The 19,548-nt window shown below is 44.3% G+C and carries 20 protein-coding genes; 8 read left to right on the top strand and 12 right to left on the bottom strand.

The features are described from left to right. Positions 1-56: 56 nt before the first annotated feature. The 4 genes from hxlB to cysB form a co-directional block, all read right to left on the bottom strand. Positions 57-590, bottom strand: a complete 534-nt coding sequence (gene hxlB / locus BN1209_RS03845; RefSeq protein WP_045751034.1) for a 6-phospho-3-hexuloisomerase — start codon at positions 588-590, stop codon at positions 57-59. 134 nt (positions 591-724) lie between these two features. Further along, on the bottom strand, positions 725-1,357 hold the full coding sequence (gene hxlA / locus BN1209_RS03840; protein ID WP_045751033.1) for a 3-hexulose-6-phosphate synthase: 633 nt from the start codon (positions 1,355-1,357) through the stop codon (positions 725-727). 170 nt (positions 1,358-1,527) lie between these two features. Next, on the bottom strand, positions 1,528-2,481 hold the full coding sequence (gene tal, locus BN1209_RS03835) for a transaldolase (RefSeq protein WP_045751032.1): 954 nt from the start codon (positions 2,479-2,481) through the stop codon (positions 1,528-1,530). Between the two features lie 113 nt (positions 2,482-2,594). Beyond that, positions 2,595-3,512: an HTH-type transcriptional regulator CysB gene (gene cysB / locus BN1209_RS03830; protein WP_045751031.1), complete on the bottom strand. Its 918-nt coding sequence runs from the start codon at positions 3,510-3,512 to the stop codon at positions 2,595-2,597. Positions 3,513-3,637: 125 nt separating this feature from the next. Here cysB and BN1209_RS03825 point away from each other — a divergent pair, with 125 nt between their 5' ends. The 7 genes from BN1209_RS03825 to fdxA all read left to right on the top strand — a co-directional run bounded on the left by BN1209_RS03825 (position 3,638) and on the right by fdxA (position 10,380). Beyond that, complete coding sequence (locus tag BN1209_RS03825; RefSeq protein WP_045751030.1) at positions 3,638-4,408, top strand: sulfite exporter TauE/SafE family protein; 771 nt, start codon at positions 3,638-3,640, stop codon at positions 4,406-4,408. Positions 4,409-4,510: 102 nt separating this feature from the next. Continuing rightward, positions 4,511-6,181: a nitrite/sulfite reductase gene (locus BN1209_RS03820; RefSeq protein WP_045751029.1), complete on the top strand. Its 1,671-nt coding sequence runs from the start codon at positions 4,511-4,513 to the stop codon at positions 6,179-6,181. Then, a complete protein-coding gene (locus tag BN1209_RS03815; protein ID WP_045751028.1) occupies positions 6,174-6,773 on the top strand; it encodes a DUF934 domain-containing protein in 600 nt (199 codons plus the stop codon). Before BN1209_RS03820 ends, BN1209_RS03815 begins: the two co-directional genes overlap by 8 nt. After that, positions 6,773-7,540 carry a phosphoadenylyl-sulfate reductase gene (locus BN1209_RS03810; RefSeq protein ID WP_045751027.1) on the top strand — a complete coding sequence of 256 codons (768 nt, stop codon included), beginning with the start codon at positions 6,773-6,775 and terminating at the stop codon, positions 7,538-7,540. Before BN1209_RS03815 ends, BN1209_RS03810 begins: the two co-directional genes overlap by 1 nt. 40 nt (positions 7,541-7,580) lie before the next feature. Next, complete coding sequence (gene cysD / locus BN1209_RS03805) at positions 7,581-8,516, top strand: sulfate adenylyltransferase subunit CysD (protein WP_045751949.1); 936 nt, start codon at positions 7,581-7,583, stop codon at positions 8,514-8,516. A gap of 161 nt (positions 8,517-8,677) precedes the next feature. After that, positions 8,678-9,955 carry a sulfate adenylyltransferase subunit CysN gene (gene cysN / locus BN1209_RS03800; RefSeq protein WP_045751026.1) on the top strand — a complete coding sequence of 426 codons (1,278 nt, stop codon included), beginning with the start codon at positions 8,678-8,680 and terminating at the stop codon, positions 9,953-9,955. A 101-nt stretch (positions 9,956-10,056) separates the two neighbouring features. Continuing rightward, positions 10,057-10,380: a ferredoxin FdxA gene (gene fdxA, locus BN1209_RS03795; RefSeq protein ID WP_045751025.1), complete on the top strand. Its 324-nt coding sequence runs from the start codon at positions 10,057-10,059 to the stop codon at positions 10,378-10,380. A gap of 43 nt (positions 10,381-10,423) precedes the next feature. On the opposite strand, the gene BN1209_RS03790 is transcribed toward fdxA, so the two are convergent. The 7 genes from BN1209_RS03790 to pqqA form a co-directional block, all read right to left on the bottom strand. Continuing rightward, on the bottom strand, positions 10,424-11,053 hold the full coding sequence (locus BN1209_RS03790; RefSeq protein ID WP_045751024.1) for a DNA-3-methyladenine glycosylase I: 630 nt from the start codon (positions 11,051-11,053) through the stop codon (positions 10,424-10,426). A gap of 17 nt (positions 11,054-11,070) precedes the next feature. After that, positions 11,071-12,252, bottom strand: a complete 1,182-nt coding sequence (locus BN1209_RS03785; RefSeq protein ID WP_045751023.1) for a multidrug effflux MFS transporter — start codon at positions 12,250-12,252, stop codon at positions 11,071-11,073. Positions 12,253-12,339: 87 nt separating this feature from the next. Beyond that, positions 12,340-13,566: a pyrroloquinoline quinone biosynthesis protein PqqE gene (gene pqqE / locus BN1209_RS03780; protein WP_045751022.1), complete on the bottom strand. Its 1,227-nt coding sequence runs from the start codon at positions 13,564-13,566 to the stop codon at positions 12,340-12,342. Positions 13,567-13,591: 25 nt separating this feature from the next. Continuing rightward, positions 13,592-13,870, bottom strand: coding sequence for a pyrroloquinoline quinone biosynthesis peptide chaperone PqqD (pqqD, locus tag BN1209_RS03775; RefSeq protein ID WP_082048453.1), 279 nt, complete (start codon positions 13,868-13,870; stop codon positions 13,592-13,594). Positions 13,871-13,881: 11 nt separating this feature from the next. Continuing rightward, positions 13,882-14,634, bottom strand: a complete 753-nt coding sequence (gene pqqC / locus BN1209_RS03770; protein ID WP_045751020.1) for a pyrroloquinoline-quinone synthase PqqC — start codon at positions 14,632-14,634, stop codon at positions 13,882-13,884. A 9-nt stretch (positions 14,635-14,643) separates the two neighbouring features. After that, the gene (gene pqqB, locus BN1209_RS03765; RefSeq protein WP_045751019.1) at positions 14,644-15,561 is read right to left on the bottom strand and encodes a pyrroloquinoline quinone biosynthesis protein PqqB; all 918 of its coding nucleotides are present in this window, start codon (positions 15,559-15,561) and stop codon (positions 14,644-14,646) included. A 109-nt stretch (positions 15,562-15,670) separates the two neighbouring features. Next, positions 15,671-15,742, bottom strand: a complete 72-nt coding sequence (pqqA, locus tag BN1209_RS08995) for a pyrroloquinoline quinone precursor peptide PqqA (protein WP_081987173.1) — start codon at positions 15,740-15,742, stop codon at positions 15,671-15,673. A 274-nt stretch (positions 15,743-16,016) separates the two neighbouring features. On the opposite strand from pqqA, the gene BN1209_RS03760 reads away from it, so the two are divergent. After that, positions 16,017-18,344 (top strand): putative bifunctional diguanylate cyclase/phosphodiesterase, encoded by a 2,328-nt coding sequence (locus BN1209_RS03760; RefSeq protein ID WP_045751018.1) that lies wholly within the window; start codon positions 16,017-16,019, stop codon positions 18,342-18,344. Positions 18,345-18,416: 72 nt separating this feature from the next. Here BN1209_RS03760 and hisC read toward each other — a convergent pair whose 3' ends face one another. Further along, positions 18,417-19,511, bottom strand: a complete 1,095-nt coding sequence (gene hisC, locus BN1209_RS03755; protein ID WP_144402577.1) for a histidinol-phosphate transaminase — start codon at positions 19,509-19,511, stop codon at positions 18,417-18,419. Positions 19,512-19,548: the final 37 nt, after the last annotated feature.

The following is a 19,548-nucleotide window of genomic DNA, read 5'->3' as shown; positions in this document are numbered from 1 at the left end:
CAGTTAAGCGGGCTTTTTTTGGCATGATTAAAGCTAGAGAAAGCTTAAAACAACCATTATTCCAAGTTAGCGTGAAGCGCGCGCATGCCTTCTTCAGTTAAACCTTTAGCATGAATCAACTCAGAAATTGCACCTTCCAAGAAAATCAATGTTGAAAGTTCGAATTGAGAACCCATCGGCATACCCAATGTTAATGGGAAGCTATCGTCTTGACCAATTTGAATCACTAAATCAGCGACATCAGCCATTGGTGAAGATTTTTTCATTGAAATGACAACCAATTTAGCACCAACTGATTTGGCTTTTTTAACGAATGGAAGCAATGTTTCTGTACCGCCAGAACCTGAAACTAAAATTAACAAGTCACCCGCTTTGATGGCTGGTGTTACAACTTCACCAATCATATTAACGTTGTAACCAGCATGCACTAAGCGCATTGCGAAGAAACGTGAAACCAATAATGAGCGGCCAGCACCACCGATGAATGTACGGCCTGCTTTTTCAACTAACTCTAAAAGTTGTGCTGATTTGTTATCAGTCACAGCCAAAATACCTGTTAATTTGTCTAAGATAAGTTTTTGATGATCCATGATATTTCCTTAATTAATTGTCTTGCCAGCAAATTCAAATATTACCAAAAAAAATCCCGACGCATTGCTGTGTCGGGATTTTTAAACTCTATAAACTCTTAGCCAATTAAAATTAGCTCAGAATTTATCGCTAATTAAGCGTGAGCGATAGCAGTGATTTCTGCAGCAGCTGCAGCAGGATCAGCAGCACCGTAGATAGCAGCGCCAGCAACAATGATTGTCGCGCCAGCATCACGTACTTGTGCAGTTGTAGCAGCTTTAACGCCACCAGCAACAGAGATTTCAACACCTAGGTTCAAAGCAGCGATAGCAGCTAAGTCAGCGAATGGTGTTTGGCCAGCAGCTTGTTGGTCAAGACCAGTGTGAATACCGATGATGTGTGCACCTAATTTTGCAACTTCTTTAGTTTTAGCAACTTTGTCAGCAACGTTGATCAAGTCAACTTGAGCTTTTTTGCCGTACTTGTTAGCAACGTCGATCACACCTTTAACAGTGCCGATGTCTGAAACACCCAATACAGTAACGATGTCAGCGCCAGCTTTGAAGAATGGCTCAGCTTCGTAGAAACCAGCATCAGCTGTTTTCAAATCAACTAAGATTTTGTTGTTTGGGAATTTAGCACGAAGTGTTTCAAGCAATTTGATACCGTTGTGCTTGATGCATGGTGTACCAATTTCAAGAATGTCAACGTGTGGTGCAGTTGCTGTAGCAAGTGCAACTGTTGCGTCAAAGTCTAATGAATCTAATGCCATTTGTGTATGTGCCATGTTACTTTTCTCCGATTAATTACAGGTTTTACTACTTAATATTTAGTGCTTTTCAGCACCAACTTAAAATTCGATCGACATCTTATAGCGTAAACAATCAATGTGTCAACGCCATAAAACTCGAAACGCTAGACATGAAAATCACGACTAGCGTTCTGCTGATTGATTACTTACAGCTTTTCAGCAAGCGCTGCTTCAAGTTTGTTTTGGTCAACAACGAAACCGCGAATACCTTCAGCAAGCTTCTCTGTCGCCATTGGATCTTCATTCAATGCAAAGCGGAACTCTTCTTCAGTCAAGCGAGCTGGAGCAGGTTTATTTGCGCCGCCATCTTTTAATACTTGCGTCAAAGTACCTTCTGTTGCAGCCAAGTCTTGCAATAAGTTTGGTGAAACAGTTAAACGATCACAACCAGCCAAAGCGATTAACTCACCTGTGTTACGGAATGAAGCGCCCATCACAACAGTTTTGTAGCCGTGTTCTTTGTAATACTGATAAATTGCACGTACTGAAACCACACCTGGGTCAGTTTCTTGTGTGTATTCTGTGGTTGGGTTCTTAGCTTTATACCAGTCTAAGATACGGCCAACGAAAGGTGAAATCAAGAATACGCCAGCTTCTGCGCAAGCGCGTGCTTGGCCGAAACCAAACAACAATGTGAGGTTACATTGGATGCCTTCTTTTTCAAGAATTTCACCCGCTTTAATGCCTTCCCATGTTGAAGCTAATTTGATCAATACGCGCTCTTTGCTTACGCCAGAGTCTTGATATAACTTGATCAACTTACGGCCTTTAGCCACCATTTTTTCAACATTGAATGACAAACGTGCATCTACTTCAGTGGATATACGGCCAGGAACCACCTTAGTGATTTCTGTACCAATCAACACAGCTAATTTGTCAGCTGCATTGTCGATTTGTTCTGCTTTAGAGCCGCCTTGTGCTTTTGCATAAGCAATCGCTTCATCAATCAACGATGCATATTGTGGCAATTGGCTAGCTTTCAATACTAAAGATGGATTTGTTGTAGCATCGATAGGTTTTACACTTTTAATCGCTTCAACGTCACCAGTGTCAGCCACGATCGTGGTCATAGACTTTAATTGTTCTAATAAATTAGCCATACTGCTCTCCGAATAATTACTTAATAAAATGACGAACTAACCATAATTTCGAGGTCTGATTATACCCGAAAAAATAAGGAAACCACAGCCTACAAACGTAACAAATTGTTTTGTTATTTCAATGCCTCAGTCACTGCTTTGCGATCAAAATGCGGGGCTAATAACTGTATAAAGTCATAAGCAAACTTGCGCAAATATGCATCTCGCCTTATTCCAACATAAGTGACACTGTCTGGAAACAAATGTTTCGCATCCAAAGCCACCAAATTAGCGTCACGTTCTTCATCATAAGCCATGCCAGCAAGTAAGCCCACGCCCAATCCTAAACTCACGTAAGTTTTAATCACATCAGCATCAATCGCTGTGAGAACTACATTAGGCGTCATTCCCTCTCGTTCAAACACACTACTGACCAACGAACCGCCCGTAAAAGCAAAGTCGTAGGTAATCAATGGGTATTGCGTTAATTTTTTGAGCGTTAGCGGCACATCCTTGATTAAGGGATGCCCTGGCGGCACTACTACGCAACGATTCCACTGATACGCCGGTAAACACAAAATCTTTTCATAGTGACTAATGGCTTCAGTCGCTATCCCAATATCCGCTTCACCACTTTCGACTTGCTCTGCCACTTGGGTTGGATTGCCTTGATGAATATTCAACTTAACATCAGGATACTTTTCCATAAACGCTTTTACAGCTGCAGGCAAACGGTAGCGGGCTTGGGTATGCGTAGTAGCAATGGTGAGCATGCCGATATCCTCGTGACTAAACTCGTCTCCAACACGCTTGATATTTTCCATGTCACGCATCACACGCTCAGCGAGATCCACAATGTGTTGACCAGGCGCGGTCACTCCGGTCAAACGTTTGCCATGGCGCTGAAATATCTGTATATTCAACTCTTGCTCCAGCAATTGAATCTGCTTACTCACCCCAGGCTGTGATGTATGAAGCGCATCTGCAGCTAGTGATATATTCAACCCCTGCCTCACCACCTCACTGACGTACTTTAATTGATGTAATTTCATTTCATCACGCCTTTATAATCAAGGGATATATACTAAGAATAAATTGTTATAAAAACAACATATTTCATCACTTATACTATGCGCTGTTTAAATCTAAGTAAAAACCCATTGTTTTAGGAATACTCATGGACTTCGGATTCATCATCGCAGGATTTATTGTCGGATTTTTAGTGGGGCTAACAGGCGTAGGTGGCGGCTCATTGATGACCCCTATTTTAATGATATTTTTCCATATCAAACCTGCATTGGCGGTAGGTACGGATTTACTATATGCCTCCATCACCAAATCTGTAGGCATCTTTGCACATGGCAAACTAGGGAATATAGATTGGCGGATCGTTAAACTGCTTGCAGCAGGCAGTGTGCCAGCTTCATTCGCCACCATCTTGTTTCTTCGCTCAATCAACGTAGATTCTACTGAAGCAATCGCCACCATCAAGTTCAGCTTAGGAATCGCCTTAATTATCACTTCCGTCGCGGTTCTCCTTCGGACGAAACTTATGAGCCTGTTGTCAAAAGAGAGTCTCATTCCTGAAAAGTACGTTGCATCAAGCACTGTGGTGCTTGGTATTGTGCTTGGCGGCCTTGTCACACTTACTTCGGTCGGCGCCGGTGCTTTGGGCGTTACTGCCCTGATTGTGCTCTATCCTCATAAAAAGATTACTACTATCGTCGGCACCGACATTGCCCATGCCGTGCCATTAACCCTAGTGGCAGGCCTCGGGCATGCTAGTCTTGGTACGGTTGATTACAACTTGCTTGGCACCTTATTGATTGGTTCAATTCCTGGCATCTACATTGGCAGTCATTTGAGCGCAAAAGTAGCCGAACATTGGATACGTATCGCTCTGTCAGCCATTTTGATTTATGTCGGCTTTAAATTGGTATTGCATTAAGCCTCATTAACAAGACTTAATGCCATTATTGAATACCAAGAAAAACGTGAAACCAAGCGGGTTTTGAATTAAAATATTGCCTCTTTGAAAAATTGAATAAAAATGTATAAATACGACGCCATTGACCAACAACTCGTAAACGAACGTGTCGCCCAATATCGCGACCAGACCAATCGCTACCTCGCTGGCGAACTTTCTGAAGATGAGTTCCGCCCTCTTCGTTTACAAAACGGCTTATATATTCAACGCCAAGCACCGATGCTTCGCATCGCGGTGCCTTATGGCATGTTGTCATCTAAACAACTACGTAAACTTGGCGACATCGCTCAAAAATACGACAAAGCCTACGGCCATTTCAGTACCCGTCAAAACCTACAACTTAACTGGCCTAAGCTAGAGGATGTGCCTGAGATTTTGGCTGAACTTGCCACTGTTGAGATGCACGCTATTCAGACCTCTGGCAATTGCATCCGCAACATCACCACAGACCAATTCGCTGGCGTTGCGCCGGATGAAGTGATTGACCCACGTGCAATGGCTGAAGTCATGCGTCAATGGAGCACATTCCATCCCGAGTTCGCATTATTGCCGCGCAAATTCAAAATTGCAGTATCTGGCACCGAGCAAGACCGTGCCATTGTGCAAGCCCACGACATAGGCATGGAGTTCTACAAAGATGCTAAAGGCGAAACAGCGATTAAAGTATGGGTGGGCGGCGGTTTAGGTCGCACACCAATTTTGGGCACAGTCATTCGAGAGCATTTGGAGTGGCAACATGCCCTCACTTATTGCGAAGCGATTATCCGCGTTTACAACATTCACGGCCGTCGTGACAACGCTTACAAAGCACGCATTAAGATTTTGGTGAAAGCCTTAGGTATTGAAGACTTCAAACAACAAGTTGAGGCTGAATGGCTACACCTAAAAGACAATCCAAACACAATTACCGAAGCTGAATTAGCTCGCGTTGGCCAACATTTTGAAGCGATGCCTTACGAGAACTTGCCAGCACACGACGCAAGCTTTGATAGTGCAATCGCTAGCAACCCCGCGTTTGCGGCTTGGGTAAAGCGCTGCGTTCACGCCCACAAACAAGCGGGCTACCGCGCTGTCACGCTTTCACTCAAACCTCATGGTCATGCGCCTGGCGACATCACATCAGAGCAAATGGCCGTAGTAGCTGATTTGGCTGACGCTTACAGCTTTGGTGAGCTACGTGCATCGCACAAACAAAACTTGATTTTAGCGGATGTAAAACTCAGTGACCTTTTCCCGCTTTGGGAAAAAGCACGCGCTGCTGGTTTGGCAACGCCAAACATCGGCTTACTCACCGACATTATTTGCTGCCCAGGCGGCGACTTTTGCTCACTCGCTAACGCAAAGAGCATTCCTATCGCTGAAGCCATCCAAATGCAATTCGACAACCTCGATTACTTGCATGACATTGGCGATCTAGAACTTAACATCTCTGGATGTATGAATGCCTGCGGTCACCATCACGTTGGCCATATTGGGATTTTGGGCGTGGATAAAGATGGCTCAGAATGGTACCAAGTCACCATTGGCGGCAAACAAGGCAATGATGCAAGCATCGGCTCAGTGATTGGCCCATCGTTCTCAGCAGACGAAATGCCAGGTGTAGTTCAACGCTTGATTGAGGTTTACATCAAAGAACGTACGCCTGAAGAGCGCTTTATTGATACCGTGCGCCGTATCGGTGTGCCGCCATTCAAAGCACACGTATATGCGAGCAAGGAGACAGCAAATGTCTAATTTAATTAAATACAATGCTATCGTTGCTGATGAATGGACTCGCGTTACCCCACCAACTTTAGGCGAAGAAACCGTTCGCAAACAAGCAGGCAAAGTGGTGCTATTTAAGCTCACAGGTGAAGAAACCTTCTCTGCTGAGCAAATTGCCGCAACGCAAATTCCTGCTGGCAAAGTGTTAGTGCCTTTCGCTGTTTGGCGCACCAATAAAGACGCGCTTGCTAGCCGTGTTAGCCAAGGTGAAGTTGGCCTGTTAATTGCCACACACGAAGCCATTGAAGATGTGATTACCGAAGTAAAAGACATCAACGCTTTTGCTTTAGTCGCTGTGTATGTCGAGCGCTTTGCTGATGGCCGCATTTTCACCATTGGCAACCTACTCCGCACACGCTACGGCTTTAAAAATGAATTGCGCGCTGTTGGCGATGTACTTCGCGATCAATTATTCTTCCTGAAGCGCTCAGGCTTTAATAGCTACTTAATCCGCGCTGACCGCTCAGCCACTGAAGCTTTGGCAAGCCTTAAAGACTTCAGCGAGCCATACCAAGGCGCCGTTGATATTGCGCAACCAGCTTGGCGCAGGACAAATCGCTAATGTTCGGCGACGTATCCATGATTCGTTCAGCGGCTAAAAACCCAGCGACAAGCCCAGAACTCACAGATGCACTAAAGGCATCAGTCACAACCAAGCGCGCACAAGTATTAAGCTTACTTAAAGAAGCTGCGACCACTTTCCCAGCGATCACCTTTGCTAACAGCTTTGGTGCTGAAGATATGGTGCTGACTGATATCATCATGCGCGAAAAACTAGCTATTGAGATATTCTCATTAGATACTGGTCGCTTACCTGCTGAAACCTACACCTTGATGGCTGAAGCCGAAAGTACTTATAGCACCAAGCTTAAAGTCTACTTCCCTAAGCATGAAGTGGTTGAACAATACGTAGAAACAAAAGGCATCAACGCCTTTTACGAAAGCATTGATTTACGCAAAGCCTGCTGCCACATGCGTAAAGTAGAGCCGCTTCAACGCGCACTCAATGGCAAACAAGCTTGGATTACAGGCATGCGTGCAGAGCAAGCCACAACTCGCGCTAATTTGCCTGTGCAAGAGTTTGATGAAGGCAATAAGCTAGAAAAATTCAATCCGCTGAGCGATTGGACCGAACAAGAAGTGTGGGCATATATTCGCCTTCATGAGGTGCCATATAACAAATTGCATGACGCTTTCTACCCGAGCATTGGCTGTGCGCCTTGCACACGTGCCGTCGCAATGGGTGAAGATGTCCGTGCTGGTCGCTGGTGGTGGGAAGACCCAACCAGCAAAGAATGTGGACTGCATGTAAAGAAATCTAATCAATAAAAAAGCATTAAACCTTATTTGAAATTAACAAGTTGAAATGATGACAACAGCAAACAAAACAACCCTTAGCCATCTTGATTGGCTAGAAGCGGAAGCGATTCACATTTTGCGTGAAGTCGCAGGTCAATGCTCAAACCCCGTACTGCTATTCTCAGGGGGCAAAGATTCATTGTGCATATTGCGCCTAGCTGAAAAAGCTTTCCGTCCAGGGCGCTTTCCTTTCCCGCTGATGCATATTGATACTGGTCACAACTACAAAGAAGTGATTGAGTTCCGCGACCAACGTGCCGCAGAACTAGGTGAGCGCCTAATCGTTCGCTCTGTAGAAGACTCAATGAAGCGCGGCACGGTGGTGCTTAAATCAGAGGACGAATCACGCAACAAACACCAATCTGTCACATTGCTAGAAGCCATTGAAGAGTTTGGCTTCGATTGTTGTATTGGTGGCGCACGCCGCGATGAAGAAAAAGCCCGCGCTAAAGAACGTATCATGAGTTTCCGTGACGAGTTCGGCCAATGGGATCCAAAGAACCAACGTCCTGAATTGTGGAACCTATATAACGCACGTTCACACAAAGGTGAGAACATCCGCGCGTTCCCAATTTCAAACTGGACTGAAATGGACGTTTGGCAATATATCGAACGTGAAAACTTAGGGCTACCAAGCATCTATTTTGCTCACCAACGCGATGTCGTAATGCGCGCTGGCTCTATCGTGCCAGTGAACGTACCGCTTGCTTCTGGTGAGGTGATTAACCAACCTAAAGCAGGTGAAGAAATCATTAATATGGAGGTTCGCTTCCGCACTGTTGGTGATATTACTTGTACTGCACCAGTGATTAGTGATGCAGATACCATTTCTAAAATTGTTTTAGAAACTGCAACCACGACCATTACAGAACGTGGTGCAACAAGGCTTGATGACCAAACATCAGATGCCTCAATGGAACAGCGTAAGAAAGAAGGCTATTTCTAAAAAATACGCTTAAATCAAATTGTTGAAGCGATTGCCGCGTTACGCGGTACTCAAAATCCTCATGTACTTTATGTACATTCTGGTTTCTGCGTTCCGTGTGCCTCGCCCTCACCTCAGCAATTCAATTTATTACGCATTTTATTTTTTGAAAAATATAAATTATGAATACACAACACAACGATAGCCTACTGCGCTTCATGACTTGCGGTAGCGTAGATGACGGCAAAAGCACCCTCATCGGCCGCTTGCTATTTGATACCAAAAGCATCTTAGCTGACACCCTTACACAAATGGATCGCACTTCTAAAAAGCGCGGTCTTGAAGTAGTCGATTTATCCTTGCTGACTGATGGTTTGCAAGCTGAACGCGAACAAGGTATTACCATTGATGTGGCTTACCGCTACTTCAGCACTGGCACACGCAAATACATTATTGCTGATGCACCAGGCCATGAGCAATACACACGCAACATGGTGACAGCGGCCTCAACTGCCAACCTCGCAATTATTTTGATTGATGCGCGCAAAGGCGTACTCACCCAAACGCGTCGCCATTCATTCTTGGCGCACCTAGTGGGTATTCCACACATCGTAGTGGCGATTAACAAAATGGACTTGGTGGATTTTGACCAAGCAACCTTTGAGAAGATTAAGGCTGACTACTTAAGTTTTGCAGAACAAATTGGCTTACAACGCGCTGGCCGCGATATTCAAGTCGTGCCGCTCTCAGCGCTCACTGGCGATATGCTAGTTGACCGTGGCGACGCAATGGATTGGTACCAAGGTCCAACCATGCTGGAGATTTTAGAATCAGCCCCAGCTGCCCACTCAGAGCAAAACGAGCCATTCCGCTTCCCTGTTCAATTCGTTTGCCGCCCACACGCATCAGACGACAAAGATCTGCACGACTTCCGTGGCTTTATGGGTCGTGTTGAGTCAGGCGAAATCGCCGTAGGAGATGCTGTCACCGTTTTACCAAATGGCTACACCTCAAAAGTTAAAGCTATTCAATTGGGTGATGAACAACTACAAAGCGCCATTACAGAGCAATCTGTAACGCTCTTGCTTGAAGATGAAATCGACACCTCACGCGGCGATATGATTGTAAAATCAGACCAAGCCCCTGAGCCTGTTAAACAAATCTCAGGCATGGTGTGCTGGCTCTCTGAAACACCGCTTTCAACGGCGCGTACTTATATCATTCGCCACACCACGCGCGAATCTAAAGCAAAAGTGGGCGCGATTGAATATAAAGTCGATGTCAACACGCTTGAGCAATTAGAAGCGCAAGGCCTTGCGATGAACGATATTGCCAAAATCAATTTCAAACTCGCCCAACCGCTGATGGTCGATAGCTACAGCAAAAACCGTGCAACTGGGGCATTTATCGTGATTGATGAATCGACCAACAATACCGTCGGTGCAGGGATGATTATTTAACCGAACTAAAATGACTGGCATTGTCTCAATGACGTGCCCCGCAAAATCTATTAAAATAGCGATTAATTAATTTAGCCGCTGAATAAAGAAGGAAAACCAACATGACTTATGTCGTTACCGAAAATTGTATTCAATGCAAATACACAGACTGCGTAGATGTTTGCCCAGTGGATTGCTTTGTAGAAGGCCCTAACTTCTTAGCGATTAACCCTGATGAATGTATCGACTGCACATTGTGCGTGGCTGAATGCCCTGCTGAAGCGATTTTTGCAGAAGATGATGTACCGGCAGACCAACAAGAGTACATCGCGCTGAACGCACGCCTTGCAGAAGTATGGCCTGTCATTTCAGCACGTAAAGAACCATTACCAGATGCAGATGCCATGAACGGCGCAACAGGCAAGCGTGAATTGTTGGTGGAATAATTAAACTCAACAAAAATAAAAAAGGAGACTAAAGTCTCCTTTTTTATTGTCTATTATTTATGTAAGTATTTTTTATTTGCCGCCTTGCGTCTAGCAAAGCTTCACGCACATGACAGCCCTCCTCATGGTCGTTTACTAAGCCCATAGACTGCATAAAGGCATACATGGTGGTTGGCCCCACAAATTTCCAACCTCTTTTCTTGAGGTCTTTTGAAAGCGCAATCGCTTCTTTAGAATGTGTAAGAGTTTTGAGTGTGTCCACATCAAAGGCTTGGGGGCGGCTAAATGCTTCAGGCTCAAAACGCCAAAAGTAAGCCGCGAGGGATGATTCAGATTCAAGCAACTTTTCAGCACAGCGGGCATTATTAATGGTGGCTTCTATCTTGCCACGATGGCGAACGATGCCAGCATCAGACATTAATCGTTCAATATCTTTTTGCGTCAATCTGGCAATGCTAGCGATATCAAAGCCATTAAAAGCAAGCCTAAAGTTTTCACGTTTTTTTAAAATAGTGAGCCAGCTAAGCCCAGACTGAAACCCTTCAAGACAGATTTTTTCGAAGAGGTGCTTATCATCAAAAACCGGAAAGCCCCATTCAGTGTCGTGATAGTCACGATAGATTTGCGTGTCGTTACACCAAAAACAGCGATGAGGCTCGGTGACTTTTCCCATCTAAATCGCCCTGAGTACTAGGCATGGCGCCATAAATGACTTTGACGAATAACTAACCAACCAATCAAGCAGTATGCGGCCATTGCGCAGGCCATGGCAAAAGGACTGCCCCACACCAATGCAGCGACCACGCCTGATGAAACGCTAGATAAGAACATTTGCATAAAGGCTTGGCCTGATGCAGCGGTGCCACGAATTTTTGGGTGTCGATCTAGCGCAGCGATTGAGAGCACAGGCATGGCCAAGGCCATCCCGACGTTGAAGATGGCAATCGGTAGGATTAACCAAACAGTATGAGATAAAAAGTAACAAGCGATGACGTTGCCCGTCACTGTCACTGACATCCATGCATATGCCCACTTCACAACTTGTTGACGGGAATAAATGCCAGCAGCGCGTTTGGCCAAATAAGAACCCAGCATCATGCCGCACACGGTGGGAATAAACATATATCCAAATTGCTGGGCATTGAGGCCCAAGTGCTTCACCAAGAAGACTGGACTTGCAACCACGTATAAAAAAAAGCCTGCAAAATTAGCACTGATAGAAAACACTAAACGGAAGTATTCTTTATCTGAAAAGATGAGGCGGTAGTCTTTAATCACTTGTCTCGCTGATAGCGGCATGCGTTTTTCCGGTGGCATGGTTTCAGGTAAATATTTCACCACAGCAAAAAAGGCAAAGCCGGAGTAAAGCGCCAAAAAGATAAAAATGGCCTGCCAGTGAATGCCGAGCAGTAAGCCGCCAATGACAGGCGCAATGGCTGGGGCAATGCCAAAGAGCATTTGCACAGTGGCCATGACGCGCTGGGCTTGTGGGCCTTCAAACAAATCACGCACCATGGCGCGTGCCACGACATTACCCGCCCCGCCCGACATGCCTTGCAAGGCTCTAAAAAACCAAAGCGTTTCGACATTTTGCGCAAAAGCACACCCTACTGACGCTAGCAGAAAAATACCCAAGCCCCATTTAATGGTGGGGATGCGACCAATCGAATCTGAAATGGCACCATGCCATAAGGTCATGATGGCGTAAGGTAATAAATAAAAGGTGAGGCTTTGTTGAAGAGCGACAGGCTGTGCAAGCAAATCGGCTTCTAGCGCAGGAAATGCGGGTAAATAAGTATCAATTGCAAACGGCGCAAGCGCGGCAAGGCTTGCGAGTAGAACAGATAAAAATAGTGGGGAGTGTTTAGTCATTAGGTTCAGTGAAGTCAGCTTTAATAAAAACGCGCCAGTGAATATTCAAAGGCGCGTTCATTTAACCACAAATTGCAAACCGATAGGTTATGGCAACGCGTGGAACTCTTTTACTCGATCATTTAACTCGCCAGCGATAATCGCTTTTGAATTTTTATCATTACGGAAAATAATCGGCTGTGAGGCAATCACCGAGTTGCGTGAGTCCTCAATCGCTTGCGTAATCACATGGTGATTAGGTGACAAGCTACACACAGGATCAGCGCCCTCTGCATCGCCCGTCAGCATAAAGGCTTGGCAACGACAGCCTGCTAAGTCTTTTTCTTTTTCAGCACAGCTACGGCAAGGTTCTTTCATCCAGCTATCGCCACGGTATTTATTAAAAGCTGGGGAGTCGTTCCACACCCAATCTAAGCCTTTGTCCTTTACATTCGGGAACTCGATGTTCGGCAATACGCGCGCTGAATGGCATGGCAATACATCCCCATTGGCCGTCACAATCATAAATACTTCGCCCCAACCGTTCATACATTTCTTAGGACGATCTGAGAAGTAATCAGGCACCACGAAGAAAACCTTCATTTTGCTGCCCTGCTTTTCACGGAACTCATTAGTGATGCGCTCAGCTTCGTCAATTTGCTCTTTGGTGGGCATGAGTTGACTACGATTTACCAAAGACCAGCCGTAATACTGAGTATTCGCAAGCTCAATATAATCTGCACCCAACGCTTCGGCCATCTCTAAAATTTGGCGCATGTGACCAATGTTGTAGCGATGAATCACTACGTTAAGCACCATTGGGTAGCCATGATTTTTAATCATCGCGGCGACTTTTTTCTTGAGCTCAAACGTCTTGGTATTAGTAATGAAGTTGTTAATCTCTTCGGTAATGTCATGCATCGACAATTGAATGTGATCTAAGCCACCGTCTTTAAAAGCTTGTATACGTTTTTCAGTGAGGCCAACACCTGAAGTAATCAAATTGCTGTAATAACCCAGTTTTTTGGCTTCAATCACGATGTCTTCAATATCATCACGCAGCAAAGGTTCGCCGCCAGAGATACCTAACTGCAAAGCACCTAAACGACGTGCATCTCGCAAGGCTTGAATCCACTGCTCTGTCGTTAGCTCATTTTGAGTATGTTTATCGTAATCGGTTGGGTTGTAGCAAAACGCACAATGCAGCGGACAACGATAAGTCACCTCTGCTAACAACCAAAGTGGTTGAGTGTGAGTAATGTTGGCGGCAACACCGTTGTTTTGAGATTGAATCTCTTTTTGTACAACTGATTGACCTAGTGATGCTTGTGTCATTTTTTGACTCCTAAACTGGCTACTCTTAGTTGATTTGGCGTAACCAAGCTTTTTCGATGGCTAATTCCAACATGCCGACGACGTCTTGATCCAAATCAGGCGCGTCAGGGAATTTAGTCTGTAATTCAGTGATGATATTAGTGACCGTGCGTTTACCATCCACAAGATTAAGCACTTCGCCCGCGCCACCATTGAGTTTTACCATACCTTCTGGAAACAAAATCACGTAGCAGTTTTGTGCTTCTTCCCACTGAAAACGGTGGTGCAATGCGATTGCGAATATATCGGTGTGTTGAATGCTCATCATAGTCTCAATTAATAAACCGGTTGGCGTAAGTAAGGCACACCATCTGTTGTCACATCGGTTGAAGCAAGCATAATTGAATCGGCTATGACCCAAAGTACATTAAGCTTAAATTGCAAAATTTCTAATGCACGCTCTTGCATCTCACGGCTCTTGCCAAAGTACTCAAGCGTGACTGACAAACCTTGCTCAACGTCACGGCGCGCTTCTGTCAGACGTTTTTTGAAGTAGCTCAAGCCATCCTCTTTAATCCAAGGGTACATCGTTGGCCATGAGCTAATGCGTTGCTGGTGAATATGCGGGGCAAATAATTCAGTGAGTGATGAACATACTGACTCTTGCCATGGGCGTTGACGGGCAAAGTTGATGTAGGCATCCACCGCAAATTTAACACCTGGGCTCACTAATTTTAGTGAGGTGACTTGCTCACGGGTTAGACCAACAGCTTCACCCAATTGGATCCAAGCTTCAATGCCGCCAACTTGACCATCAACACCATCATGATCGGTGATTCGCACAATCCATTCTTTACGAACCTCTTTATCAGGGCAATTAGAGAGAATCGCAGCATCTTTAAGTGGAATACCGATTTGATAATAAAAACGGTTAGCAACCCAAGCCTGAAGCTGCTCTTTGCTTAACTTACCTTCATACATTGCTACATGAATTGGGTGGTAAATATGGTAACCCTGACCTTTAGTACGAAGTTTTTCTTCGAATTCTTCCCGTGACCAAGGTTGATTATTATCCGTGACTGCATTCATATTGTGCTCCTAAAGAATAATGTCCATGCCGTCGTAAGCGACTTCAATACCATGTTTAGTCAGCTCTGCACGTTCAGCAGAGTCTTCTCTTAAAATTGGATTGGTGTTATTGATATGAATCAGTACTTTTCTTGACGCATCAAATTCATTGAGCTTTTCGATCATGCCACCTTCGCCAGATTGCGGATTATGACCAATACTACGAGCTGTTTTGGTCATCAAACCCATATCAATCATCTCGGTATTCGTCCAGAAAGTACCATCCACCATGATGCAGTCTGCTTGAATCATGAGCGCTGGCAAATGAGGTTCGATCTCACCAAGTCCAGGTGAGTACCAACATTTTTTGCCTGTGCTGATTTCTTCAATCAGCACACCAATGGTGTCGCCAGGATGTGGATCATTACGATGTGGGGAATATGGAGGTGCAGCGCTCTTAAGCGCAACGGCTGTGAAGCGTAGGTTAGCAGCACCAGCTACTTCAAAGGAGGTCGCGCCATCTGTGGCCACTTCGTGATGGTTAATACCACAGTAGTGACCCAGAATATTGAGCAGCGGATTACCAGTCGTTAAGTCTTGATAAACCATGTCCGTACAATAGATTTCACGCTTAACTTGACCTTCACGCAGCATCAATAGCCCCGTAGTATGATCAATCTGCGCATCGATGAGTACAATACCCACAATACCGCTATCACGAACAGCACGACCTGGCTGCAGAGGCTTGAACTCTTGAATTTGTTGAAGCAAGTCTGGTGAAGCATTGAACAGTACCCAATTAATACCATCACTACTTACGCAGATTGATGATTGCGTACGTTTTGTTGCTTTGATAGTACCTTTACGCAGTCCATCGCAATTGTGACAATTACAATTCCACTGTGGAAAACCACCACCCGCTGCAGCGCCTAAGACATGAATGTGCATAAATCTCTCTTTAATTATTATTATCAATACATCTTTAATATGAAACTGGGCTGCTTTTCAGCAGCCCAGTTACCGCAATCTTAAAGACTGCTTGTACTATTCAACAATCTTAGCGATTGCAAACGTACATTGTTACTTCAAAACCGAAACGCATTTCAGTAGCAGCTGGTTTAGTCCACATGGTGTATCTCCTAATTATAGTTTAAAAAAACGTTACCGCATTTATATAATTTGTCTGCATGCAACGTGATTCAAATAGTGCGCCCGACCCTTATTAAGCAATAGTGCAAAAACACGGAAACATTGCTCATGATTTTCATGACGACACTCAATAAAGTCATGAAAAAAATTAAAAGTGTGAAAGAATTGAACCATTAAAAAACCGATACTTAAAGATTTAACTTAATTTAATATTTTATTTAATCTACGTCAGAAAACAGCCTTCGAGAACTCAATTGCACCAAGAAAAAAAAGACTCATTAAATACAACAGATAAAGTCTCAAATACTCCTGAAATAATCAATTTGGAGATTGTCGATTTAATCGTGGCTAATAGTACTAAGTCCATGTTGATTTCCTGCATCATTGCAGCGCTACTAATTTATTTGCAAGCTGATGTCAGCAATATTCAAAACATTACAATTTGGGCGGTGATCCTTGCAACCGTTCACTTAATTAAAAAAATGGTAGCGGCGTTTTACTCAGAAAAAACAGATTCGCAACGTTCAACTGCCAAGCAGCTTTTCTACTTCCGTCTATTAGCGCTCATTTGTGGCGCCTCCTGGGGTATTTCCAGCTTTTTCTTCTTCCATCCAAGCGACTATCTACATCAAGCTTTTTTGGCCATGTCATTAGCTGGAATATGCGGTGGTGCAATAGTAGTGAATGCGCTAGACCGCTACACATCGTTGGCGTTCGTCAGTGGCCTCATGGTGTTTTTCTTGCCTCCTTATTTTATGTCTGGCGATATATTTAGCATTTCAATCGTCTTAATGTTTGTGACTTTTGTGCTTTACATTACGCTTGCTGGTTTAAATCTTGCCAGCACATTACATGACAACATTGCCCTTCGTATGCACAGCATTGAAAGCAAAAAAGCGATTAATGCGCTGGCACAGCGCCAAAAACTACATTTCGATAATACGCCGCTTGCAGTCATTGAATGGGATTACGCATTTAATGTCACTTCATGGAATGCCTCAGCGAGCAAAATGTTTGGTTACCGCCCTGAAGAAGCACTTGGTCAACACATTAAATTTATCATTCCTCCATCACAACAAAACGCATTAAGTACAAGTATTTATCAGTTACTTAGTGGCTCAGGTGGCCATCATGTTAGAAATCAAAACATCAGAAAAGATGGAAAAATTATCTACTGCGAGTGGTTCAATACCACGCTAAGAGATGCATCTGGCAACGTGGTCGGCATTGCTTCTTTGGTGCAAGATGAAACCGCTTATAAAAAAGCACAAGATGAAATTGAGCGTCTAGCCTATTACGACACATTGACCAACCTACCAAATCGAAGATTGCTGGTAGATCGTCTTAATCAGTCGTTAAAAGCCTGCAAACGCATTAAGTCTTGTGTAGGTGTCATGTTCATGGATCTCGATAATTTCAAGACGCTGAATGACACCAAAGGACATGCAATCGGCGACTTGCTGCTACAAAAAGTCGCAAAAAGACTTCAACTTGCAGTGCGAAGCCACGATACAGTAGCGCGTATTGGGGGTGATGAGTTTGTCATTATTTTAGATAACCTCGGGAAAGATATTGAAACTGCCAAATTAGCAATTAGGCTAGTTGGTGAAAAGTTGCTTAAAGAAATTAATCGCCCTTTCACCCTTCAAGATTACGAACATTACTGCACGCCAAGTATTGGCATTTACACTTATGCAGGTGAAAGTGTTGGCGCAGACGAGGTGTTGAAACGTGCAGATGCTGCGATGTATCAAATTAAGCAGTCAGGCCGTAACAACATTAAGTTTTACGATGACTCCATGCAGCCAGTATTAGACTTAATTTCTAACCTCAAAAATGACTTAAATTTTGCATTAGCACACGCACAACTCGAAATTCATTATCAAATGCAAGTGGGCTTGAATGAGAAGGTGATTGGTGCAGAAGCCTTGCTGCGCTGGAATCATCCAGAGCTTGGAAGCATTTCACCAACCAAGTTTATTCCATTGGCTGAAGAAACCGGGCTTATCATCCCAATCGGTACCTGGGTGTTAAAACAAGCATGCCAGCAACTTTATAAATGGAGCGAATCTAGCAACACATCGCATTTACGATTATCTGTGAATGTCAGTGCACTTCAATTCGCCCAAGCCGACTTTGTGACACAGGTTGAAGATGCTCTCAAAATCAGCAACTGCAATCCTAGGCAGTTAATGCTTGAACTTACAGAAAGTTTGGTAATGAGAAACATTAATGAAGTCGTCGAAAAAATGAGTGCGCTTAAAAGCATTGGCGTGATGCTGTCTCTTGACGATTTTGGCATGGGCTATTCATCTTTGTCAGTGCTAAAACAACTACCCTTAGACGAATTAAAGATCGATCAAAGCTTTGTTGCTGACGCGGTTGAAAGTGCAGATAGTGCGCTCATTATTCAAACCATTATCTCAATGGGTGGGAATTTAGGATTTGATGTGATTGCTGAAGGAGTTGCAAACCAAGCGCAGGAGAAGCTCTTGAGAAAAGCCGGCTGTAAGATGTATCAAGGCTTTTTATTTGGTAAGCCCTCTAACATTGGCACATTTGAAATTGCGCTCGCGGCTTAACATTAAGCAGCCGTTGACCTTGCCTAAACTAGTGACTTAACCCGCGAATCACTGAAGTCAATCTGTTGACAACTAAGCCTTGATTGCCTGATCGAGCGCTTCTAGAAACCGTGCATTTTCCGAGAACAAGCCAATACTCACGCGCAAATAATCTGGCATTTCGTAATTAGCAATCGGCCTGACAATGACACCTTGATTCAGCAATCGCTCATAAACACCTCGCGCATCAGACACTTTAAAGCTAATAAAATTTGCAAACGAAGGGATGTACGTTAAGTCTAACTTTTGAAGACCTTGGGTAATTTGCACCATACCTGCTTGATTTAAAGCGCGGGTACGCTCTACAAACTCATCATCACCAAGTGAAGCAACAGCAGCCGCTTGCGCAATGCTATTGACGTTAAATGGCTGTCGCACGCGGTTCATCAAATCCGCAATTGCACTTGATGTCACGCCAAAACCAACACGCAAACCAGCAAGACCATAAGCTTTTGAAAACGTGCGAGAGATCACTAGATTATTAAACTCAGCTAACCAGCCTATGGATTCAGCTTTGAGTTCATCAGTAAGATATTCATCATAAGCTTCATCCAGAATAACTAAAGTACTTTTTGGCACCAAAGATATAAATTGCTTAAGCGCGGCTTTGCTAATCAACGTACCCGTAGGATTGTTAGGATTTGCTACAAACACCATGCGCGTTTTTGGCGTAATCGCCAGCAACATCGCATCTAAATCATGGCCAAATTCTTTCGCGGGGACAACCACACCAGTAGCACCAACCGCTTGAGTGACTAAGCTGTACACCGCAAAAGCATGCTGCGAGTAAACTGCCTCATCACCTGGCGCTAAAAAAGCGCGTGCAGAAAGCTCTAAGATATCATTTGAGCCATTTCCAAATACCAATTGACTTGGCGTGACATTGAATTTTTCACACACTGCATCTCGAAGTGAAACGCTATTACCATCCGGATATCGTGCAATTTCGTCCAAGGCATCCATCATGGCCATATGCGCGTTCGGGCTTACCCCAAGTGGATTTTCATTAGATGCGAGCTTAACGATTTGACTTGGCTCTAAGCTTTTGTCGCGAGCCAAATCAGTGATTGGCTTACCTGGCTGATAAGGCGCGATTGAACGAATATAAGCAGGTGCTAAATTGGCAATATCTGACACGAAAATAACCTCGAAATTAATAACCGAT

Source organism: Candidatus Methylopumilus turicensis, from assembly GCF_000953015.1.
Classification (GTDB): Bacteria; Pseudomonadota; Gammaproteobacteria; order Burkholderiales; family Methylophilaceae; genus Methylopumilus_A; species Methylopumilus_A turicensis.
Note: the sequence above shows the minus strand (reverse complement) of the source record. Positions and strands in the feature narration are given on the sequence as shown.

Bases quoted from the DNA above. Each gene is read 5' to 3' on its own strand.
- hxlB (WP_045751034.1), bottom strand. From the start codon at position 590: ATGGATCATCAAAAACTTATCTTAGACAAATTAACAGGTATTTTGGCT.
- hxlA (WP_045751033.1), bottom strand. From the start codon at position 1,357: ATGGCACATACACAAATGGCATTAGATTCATTAGACTTTGACGCAACA.
- tal (WP_045751032.1), bottom strand. From the start codon at position 2,481: ATGGCTAATTTATTAGAACAATTAAAGTCTATGACCACGATCGTGGCT.
- cysB (WP_045751031.1), bottom strand. From the start codon at position 3,512: ATGAAATTACATCAATTAAAGTACGTCAGTGAGGTGGTGAGGCAGGGG.
- BN1209_RS03825 (WP_045751030.1), top strand. From the start codon at position 3,638: ATGGACTTCGGATTCATCATCGCAGGATTTATTGTCGGATTTTTAGTG.
- BN1209_RS03820 (WP_045751029.1), top strand. From the start codon at position 4,511: ATGTATAAATACGACGCCATTGACCAACAACTCGTAAACGAACGTGTC.
- BN1209_RS03815 (WP_045751028.1), top strand. From the start codon at position 6,174: ATGTCTAATTTAATTAAATACAATGCTATCGTTGCTGATGAATGGACT.
- BN1209_RS03810 (WP_045751027.1), top strand. From the start codon at position 6,773: ATGTTCGGCGACGTATCCATGATTCGTTCAGCGGCTAAAAACCCAGCG.
- cysD (WP_045751949.1), top strand. From the start codon at position 7,581: ATGACAACAGCAAACAAAACAACCCTTAGCCATCTTGATTGGCTAGAA.
- cysN (WP_045751026.1), top strand. From the start codon at position 8,678: ATGAATACACAACACAACGATAGCCTACTGCGCTTCATGACTTGCGGT.
- fdxA (WP_045751025.1), top strand. From the start codon at position 10,057: ATGACTTATGTCGTTACCGAAAATTGTATTCAATGCAAATACACAGAC.
- BN1209_RS03790 (WP_045751024.1), bottom strand. From the start codon at position 11,053: ATGGGAAAAGTCACCGAGCCTCATCGCTGTTTTTGGTGTAACGACACG.
- BN1209_RS03785 (WP_045751023.1), bottom strand. From the start codon at position 12,252: ATGACTAAACACTCCCCACTATTTTTATCTGTTCTACTCGCAAGCCTT.
- pqqE (WP_045751022.1), bottom strand. From the start codon at position 13,566: ATGACACAAGCATCACTAGGTCAATCAGTTGTACAAAAAGAGATTCAA.
- pqqD (WP_082048453.1), bottom strand. From the start codon at position 13,870: ATGAGCATTCAACACACCGATATATTCGCAATCGCATTGCACCACCGT.
- pqqC (WP_045751020.1), bottom strand. From the start codon at position 14,634: ATGAATGCAGTCACGGATAATAATCAACCTTGGTCACGGGAAGAATTC.
- pqqB (WP_045751019.1), bottom strand. From the start codon at position 15,561: ATGCACATTCATGTCTTAGGCGCTGCAGCGGGTGGTGGTTTTCCACAG.